Here is a 7,287-nt window from a genome sequence, read left to right as displayed (position 1 = left end):
AAGACCACCCCGGGCAAGGGGCGTCCCACCCCCGGCAGACCCACCGGCCCCCGGCACCGAGGCTCCCGGCGCGCCGCCCTCGGGCAGGTCCCGGGCCACAAGACTTCCCGCCGTATGCCCGATGTGCGTACGGTCCCCGCCACCACCCCCACCGGGATGGTCCAGCGTCCGGCGGGGCATGACACCCAAACACCCACCCCCACCGGGCCGGTGCCAGGTCATGGAGTACCCGCCCACGCCCGGGGAGAAGACCTTCTTCCACCCGGACGCAGGCGGCTCTCACGCAGAACCTGTCGACGACGCACCCGCGCCGCCGAGCGGACCGGCTTCCACCACCTGCACGCCACCCGAGTCCACCCCCTCACCCCGAGGATCGGACCACCGGACGGCAACCGCACACGGCCACGCCGCGCCCGAAAAGCCCGGAAACCCCAGGCACACAAAGAGTTCTAGAGACGCTCGGTTCCCGGATGCCCACGGCCGCTCCGATGTCGGTCATGGTGGCGGACCGGTAGCCCTGCTCGGCGAAGAGTCGCAGCGTGGCCTGCCGGCTGCCGCGCCGGAGGCTTCAGGACGCGGCCCGCGGTGCGGGGGTGTTCGCTCCGCATGTCGGCACGCAGTGGGGTGGTCTCGGGCTGGACATGTGCGGGCAGGCAGTGGTGTTCGAAGCGGCCGGCTACTCCCTGCTGGGGCCACTCGCGCTCAACTGCGCGGCACCCGACGAGGGCAACATGCACTTGCTTGAGGTGGTGGCGACCGAGCGACAGAAGGAACGCCTGCTGCGCCCGCCGGCATCCGGTGCGGTGCGCTCCTGCTTCGCGATGACCGAGCCGGCGCCCGGCGCCGGATCCGACCCGCGGGCACTCGGTGCCGGGCAGAGGCCCCCCTCCGTGCCCCCGGGGCTTCGTACGTGGCCTACGGCCGGGGGCGCTTCCCTTCGGACGGGTTCATCCGCTGCGTCGCGTTTATCTGCCGAGCCCTTGCGGTATTTCCACCGAACCGCCGCCGATAAACCCCACAGAACCCTCTGAAACTTTTTGACTCCCCATCGGATCAGCGAACCGACCCGTAGAGCCATCGAGAGTGAGGCGAATTCCACAAAACCCTTCCCCGGCAGAAATCGGCCACACTCGTGTAACACACACCAATGAATGTCTGAAAATGATCGACCACGCCCTGTCCACTACCGGAAAAATGCTGGCCACTATCACCCCGGAAGGTTCGGAGGGATGTCCGGACGTCGCCAGGTGGCCGAATCGGCCCCTTCCTTCCCTGGCAGCCTTCGACCAACTCACCTCGCAGCGAAGCAGATTGGGGCGACAGAGGTACAGACCACTGTCGTCCGGTACCAGGCAATTTCAGCCGGAGCCTGGATAATGTCGCGAAATGCCCAGGTAATCGACACCGAACGGGCGCCACCTTTCGCTCGACTTGATCAGGAATAGCCCGTTTTGACGTTGCAGAGAAATAAATCATTAACAGCGGCATCGTTGACAGATCTCTCCCTGGTACCGACCAATTAGTGAACGGCGAATACAATTCGTCGTCGACCTGAAAAAAGTGTGGTCGACCCGTGCAACACATGGGAGACACGCAATTGAGAGTCACCGGCATATCCAGACCGGCCACCAGACGAAGAAGACCGGTCCGGACTGGGCTGACCGCCCTGGCCAGCGCCGCGGCCATCGCCGTACTGGGGCTCACCGCCCCGGCGGCGAACGCGGCGACCTCCGCGACCTCCGACGACACCACCAAGCCCTCCGTAGAGGCCTCGTGCGCCGAGCCCGGCCCCGGTGAGGTGAGCTGCTTCGCGCTGCGCCGCACCGATGTGAAGTCCGAGCAAGGCGTCCAGCCCAGCGACACCACCCCGAGCGGCTGGGGCGCCACCGCGCTGCAGGACGCCTACAACCTGCCGGCCGGCGGCGGCGCGGGTCAGACGATCGCCATCGTCGACGCCTATGACGACCCGACCGCCGAAGAGGACCTGGCGGTCTACCGGGCCCAGTACGGACTGTCCGCCTGCACCACGGACAACGGCTGCTTCAAGAAGGTCGACCAGCGGGGCGGCACCGACTACCCGGCCGCCAACAGCGGCTGGGCCGGTGAGATCTCGCTCGACCTGGACATGGTCTCGGCGGCCGCCCCGTACGCGAACATCGTCCTGGTGGAAGCCGACTCCGCAAGCTTCGACGACATCGGCGCCTCGGTCGACCAGGCGGTCGCGCAGGGCGCCAAGTTCATCTCCAACTCGTACGGCACGGGTTACACCAGCACTCCCGGCAGTGGTGAGGACCCGTCGGAGACCACCGACTTCGACGCCCACTACAACCACCCGGGTGTCGCCGTGGTCGCCTCCTCGGGCGACGACGCCTACGGAGTCGCCTACCCGGCGGCCTCGCAGTACGTGACCTCCGTGGGCGGCACCGCGCTGGAGCAGGACTCCTCCACCAGCCGAGGCTGGTCCGAGTCGGTCTGGTACAACAGCTACGGTGGTCCGGGCTCGGGCTGCTCGGTCTACGAGGCCAAGCCGGCCTGGCAGGAGAGCGTCACCACCGGCTGCGACATGCGCGCGGTCTCCGATGTCTCCGCGGTCGCCGACCCGTTGACCGGTGTCTCGGTCTACCAGACCTACGGCGGTGGCGGCTGGGCCGTCTACGGCGGCACCAGCGCCTCCTCGCCGATCATCGCCGGCGCCTACGCCGCGGCCGGCACCCCGACCGCCGGCACCTACCCCGCCGCCTACCCCTACGCGGCCGACGGCAGCGGTCTCAACGACGTCGTCGACGGGGACAACGGCTCCTGCACCCCCGCCAAGCTGTGCACGGCGGGCGACGGCTGGGACGGCCCGACCGGCCTCGGCACCCCCAACGGCGTCCAGGCCTTCCAGAACGGTCCGCACGGCGTGCTGAGCGGCACCGTCACCGACAGCACCACCGGTGACCCGATCGCCGGCGCGGAGATCACCGCGGGCGACTCCAAGGCCAAGTCCGCGGCGGACGGCAGCTACTCGCTGACCCTGGCGGCCGGTACCTACGACCTCACAGTCGACGCCTACGGCTACACCACGGCCACCCTCTCCGGGGTCGAGGTGACCGACGGGGATACGGTGACCGAGAGCTTCGCGCTCACCCCGGTCCCGACCGAGACCGTCTCCGGAAAGATCACCGACGGCTCCGGACACGGCTGGCCGCTGTACGCCGCGATCACCGTCGACGGAGTGTCGGGCGCGCCCATCCAGACCGACCCGCTCACCGGCACCTACTCGGTGAACCTCCCGGCCGGCAAGACGTACACGCTGAAGGTCACCAGCAACTACCCCGGCTACAAGAGCGCCACCAAGGACATCACCGTGGGCGACTCCGCGGTCTCCGCCAACGTGAGCCTCCCGGTGGACGCCTGGGCGGGCACCGCGGCCGGTTACACCACGGCGGACGACGGCACCACCGAGCCGTTCGACTCCACCACCTCCGCCCCCGAGGGCTGGAGTGTGGTCAACGCCGACGGCACCACCGGCGGCTGGGAGTTCGACGACCCGGGCAAGCGTAAGAACACCACCGGCGGCACCGGCGCCTTCGCCATCGTCGACAGCGACAAGGCGGGCACCGGCAAGACCCAGAACTCCACGCTGACCAGCCCGTCCTACGACTTCTCGGGCACCGACCTGCCGGAGCTGAGCTACCGGACCACCTACAAGTCGTACACCGGGCAGACCGGCAAGGTCGAGGTCAGCTCGGACGGCGGCACCACCTGGACCGTGGTCTCCTCGCACACCACCTCCGTGACCGGATCCAAGGTCACGATTCCGCTGGCCGACTACGCGGGCCAGTCCGACGTACGGGTGCGGTTCCACTTCACCGGCAAGTTCGGCTGGTGGTGGGAGGTCGACGACGTGTTCGTCGGCGCCCGCGACCTCTCGACCGTCCCCGGCGGCCTGGTCGTCGGAGAGGTCAAGGACGCCAACACCGGCGACGGCGTCACCGGAGCCACCGTGACCGGCACCGGTGACAGCGCCGTGAGCACCATCTCGGCCGCCACCCCGGACGACGCGGCCCTCGGTGACGGCTTCTACTGGGCCTTCGCGCCGGCCGGCCAGCAGACCCTGACCGCCGCCAAGTCCAAGTACACCTCGGCCGCCAAGGCCGTGACCTTCGCCGCCGACTCCACGGTCCAGAAGAACTTCTCCCTCAAGGCCGGGCAGCTGAAGATCACGCCGGCCTCGGTCGACGCCCCGGTCGCCTGGGGCGGTTCGGCGACCAAGACCGTCACGGTCAAGAACACCGGTGGCGCCGACGCCACCGTCAAACTGTCCGAGAAGACCGGCAGCTTCACCCAGGCCTCCTCGGGCGCGCCGCTGATCAGCGTGGAGGGCGACTACTCGCCGCTGTCGGCGAAGAGTCAGGCCGGCACGTCCGGTGACAGCACGGCGGCCCCGGCCGAGGGCGGCGACGCCTGGCAGACCGTGGCCAACCTGCCCGACACCATCCAGGACAACGCCGTGGCCGCCGACGACGGCAAGGTCTACTCAGCGTTCGGCTACGACGGTTCGGGCGACATCAAGTCGCTGTACTCCTACGACGCCGAGAGCGGCTGGACCCAGCTGGCCGACGCGGCCGATACCCGGGAGTCGCCGGCCCACGGCTTCATCGACGGCAAGCTGTACGCCGTCGGCGGCTGGGGCGCCAGCGGCAGCACGGACGCCAAACTGGAGATCTACGACCCGAGCTCCAACACCTGGACGACCGGCGCCTCGTCGCCGACACCGCTGGCGGGCTCGGGCTCCGCGGTCCTGGACGGCAAGCTGTACGTGGTCGGCGGCTGCACGGACACCTGCGGCTCCACCTCGGTGACGGTCTACGACCCGTCGAACGACTCCTGGTCCACCGCGGCGAACTACCCGGTGAGCATCTCCTGGGAGTCCTGTGGCGCCATCGACGGGCTGCTGTACTGCGCCGGCGGCTACGGGGGCTCCAGCGACCTGAAGTCCGCGTACGTCTACGACCCGGCCGCCGACTCCTGGTCCGCCCTGCCGGACATGCCGAAGACCCTGTGGGGCTCCGAGCACACCACGGCCAACGGCATGCTGCTGATCAGCTCCGGTGTCAGCAGCAACGCCCTCACCAACGTGAGCTATGCCTACGACCCGGCGGCCGGGACCTGGTCGTCGCTGCCCAACGCCCAGACCGCCACCTATCGCGGCGGCGGCGCCCCCGGCTTCTACAAGGTCGGCGGCGCGATCAGCAACGCCACCCCGGTCAAGACGGTCGAACTGCTCCCCGGCTACGACCAGGTCGGCGGTTCGGACGTCAGCTGGATGTCGCTGGACACCTCGCAGGTCACGCTCGCTCCGGGGGCCAGCGTCACGGTCACCGTGTCGGTGACGTCGTCGGTCGATGAGATCACCCAGCCCGGTGAGTTCACCGCCAAGATCGGCATCGCTTCCGACACGCCGTACTCGGTGGCGGCCGTCCCCGTCACCATGACCGTGGCCCCGCCGAACACCTGGGGCAAGATCACCGGCACGGTGTACGGCAAGGCGTCCGACGGCACCACGGCAGCCCTGAAGGGGGCCACCGTCCAGGTCGACTCATGGGCGCAGTCGTTCACCCTGATCACCGACAAGGACGGCCACTACGCCCTGTGGCTGGACGTCCGCAACAACCCGCTCAGCGTGATCGTCGCCAAGGACGGCTACGCGCCGACGGTGGCCACCGTCAAGGTCGTCAAGAAGGGAACGGTGACGACGAACTTCACCCTGAAGAAGGTCTAGCAACGATCCCGTAGGCGTGGCGGGCCCGGCCGGAAGCCGGTCCCGCTCCGCACCGGACATCCCCGGGGCCGCGCTCACTATGCTGAGTGCGGCCCCGGCCGGTGTCGGGCCGGTCGCATCGGCACGCCCGGCCGGCGAAGCGTCCACTCCGAGGCCGTACGACGCAGGTGTGCCGGCACCGCCCACCACTGGTCCGGACGGTCCACCACCACGGCGTCCGGGCCGACCTCCAGGAACCGGCCGAGGCGCAGCAGGTACGCCGCCACGCCCGCCGCGCCCTGCATCCAGGCCGTGCCCGGGGGCAGGAGCGGCGGCTCATTGCGGTGTTCCACGAAGCGCCAGCGGGCGCCCGCCTCGTCCCGGGTGACCCGCTCCAGCAACGCGTCACCCATCCCGCGTGCCGCCTGCACAAGGGTCTTAGGGCGTGCAGATCTTTAACGCGTGGCTTCCCGTTCGGTGGGTCGTTGCGCTGGTATGAGCGGGTTGGAAGGGCAACGGGCTGTGCTGGCAGCCAAGTTCGAGGCGATCCTGCCGCATCTGGACGAGCGGCAGCGTCGTCTGCTGATAGGGGCGGAGGCTCGGTCGCTCGGTCACGGCGGCATCAGGGCGGTGGCCCGTGCCGCAGGTGTTCGTGAGGCCACTGTGTCGCTCGGGGTGCGGGAACTCGACTCCGGAGAGGCTCCGTTGGGGCGGGTCCGCAGGGCCGGCGGCGGCCGCAAGCGCGTCGTCGACCTGAACCCGGCCCTTCGGGCGGCGCTTCTCGCTCTGGTCGAGCCCGATGTCCGCGGGGATCCGATGTCGCCGTTGCGTTGGACCACCAAGTCCACCCGGAAACTCGCAGCGGAGTTGACCCGGCAGGGCCACAGGATCTGTGCGGATACGGTGGGCGACCTGCTGCGAGAGGAGGGCTTCAGCCTGCAGAGCAACGCCAAGACTCTGGAGGGCAAGCAGCACCCCGACCGGGACGCGCAGTTCCACTATCTCAACGAGCAGGCCCGCAACCACCAGGACGGCGGGGCTCCTGTGATCAGTGTGGACACGAAGAAGAAGGAACTGGTCGGCCCTTTCAAGAACAGCGGCCGTGAATGGGAGCCGAGAGGCGAGCCGGTGCGGGTCGACACCCACGACTTCCCCGACCGTGAGCTGGGCCGGGCAGTGCCCTACGGCATCTACGACGTCGCCGCAAACACCGGCTGGGTCAACGTGGGCACCGACCACGACACCGCCGGGTTCGCTGTCGAGTCGATCCGCCGCTGGTGGAACGGCGCCGGGCAGGCTGCCTATCCGATGGCCAGCCGGCTGCTGATCACCGCCGACGCGGGCGGCTCCAACGGCTACCGCACCCGCACCTGGAAGACCGAGCTCGCCCAGTTCGCAGCCGAGTCCGGCCTGACGATCACTGTCTGCCACCTGCCTCCCGGAACTCAATGCCGTTGCTTGAACTCGTCAAGCAGTTCTCAGTGACGTTGGAGGAGCGCGGTCGTTGGGCCCGGCATGCATCCATGGGTGGGGTTGTCCGA

General features: G+C 69.1%; 3 protein-coding genes and 2 pseudogenes. 3 read left to right on the top strand and 2 right to left on the bottom strand.

Annotated features, from left to right (window positions below; translation table 11 throughout):
- Positions 1–361 precede the first annotated feature (361 nt).
- On the bottom strand, positions 362–538 hold the full coding sequence (locus tag ABT114_RS49565; RefSeq protein WP_351153756.1) for a TetR family transcriptional regulator: 177 nt from the start codon (positions 536–538) through the stop codon (positions 362–364).
- A gap of 19 nt (positions 539–557) precedes the next feature.
- On the opposite strand from ABT114_RS49565, the pseudogene ABT114_RS49560 reads away from it, so the two are divergent.
- A pseudogene (locus ABT114_RS49560) lies at positions 558–866 on the top strand (acyl-CoA dehydrogenase family protein); the annotation flags it as partial.
- Between the two features lie 716 nt (positions 867–1,582).
- Complete coding sequence (locus ABT114_RS49555; RefSeq protein WP_351153753.1) at positions 1,583–5,767, top strand: carboxypeptidase regulatory-like domain-containing protein; 4,185 nt, start codon at positions 1,583–1,585, stop codon at positions 5,765–5,767.
- A 77-nt stretch (positions 5,768–5,844) separates the two neighbouring features.
- Here ABT114_RS49555 and ABT114_RS49550 read toward each other — a convergent pair whose 3' ends face one another.
- Positions 5,845–6,159: a hypothetical protein gene (locus tag ABT114_RS49550; RefSeq protein WP_351153751.1), complete on the bottom strand. Its 315-nt coding sequence runs from the start codon at positions 6,157–6,159 to the stop codon at positions 5,845–5,847.
- An 82-nt stretch (positions 6,160–6,241) separates the two neighbouring features.
- On the opposite strand from ABT114_RS49550, the pseudogene ABT114_RS49545 reads away from it, so the two are divergent.
- Positions 6,242–7,192, top strand: a pseudogene (locus ABT114_RS49545) (ISAzo13 family transposase); the annotation flags it as partial.
- Positions 7,193–7,287: the final 95 nt, after the last annotated feature.

The sequence above is a fragment of the Streptomyces sp. NPDC002088 genome, assembly GCF_040296605.1.
In the GTDB taxonomy this organism is placed as follows: Bacteria; Actinomycetota; Actinomycetes; order Streptomycetales; family Streptomycetaceae; genus Streptomyces.
The sequence above is the reverse complement of the archived record's forward strand: the minus strand, read 5'-3'. Positions and strand labels throughout refer to the sequence as shown.

What these genes read in the sequence shown, in the direction of transcription:
- ABT114_RS49555 (WP_351153753.1), top strand. Translation starts at nt 1,583, where the DNA reads ATGGGAGACACGCAATTGAGAGTCACCGGCATATCCAGACCGGCCACC.
- ABT114_RS49550 (WP_351153751.1), bottom strand. Translation starts at nt 6,159, where the DNA reads ATGGGTGACGCGTTGCTGGAGCGGGTCACCCGGGACGAGGCGGGCGCC.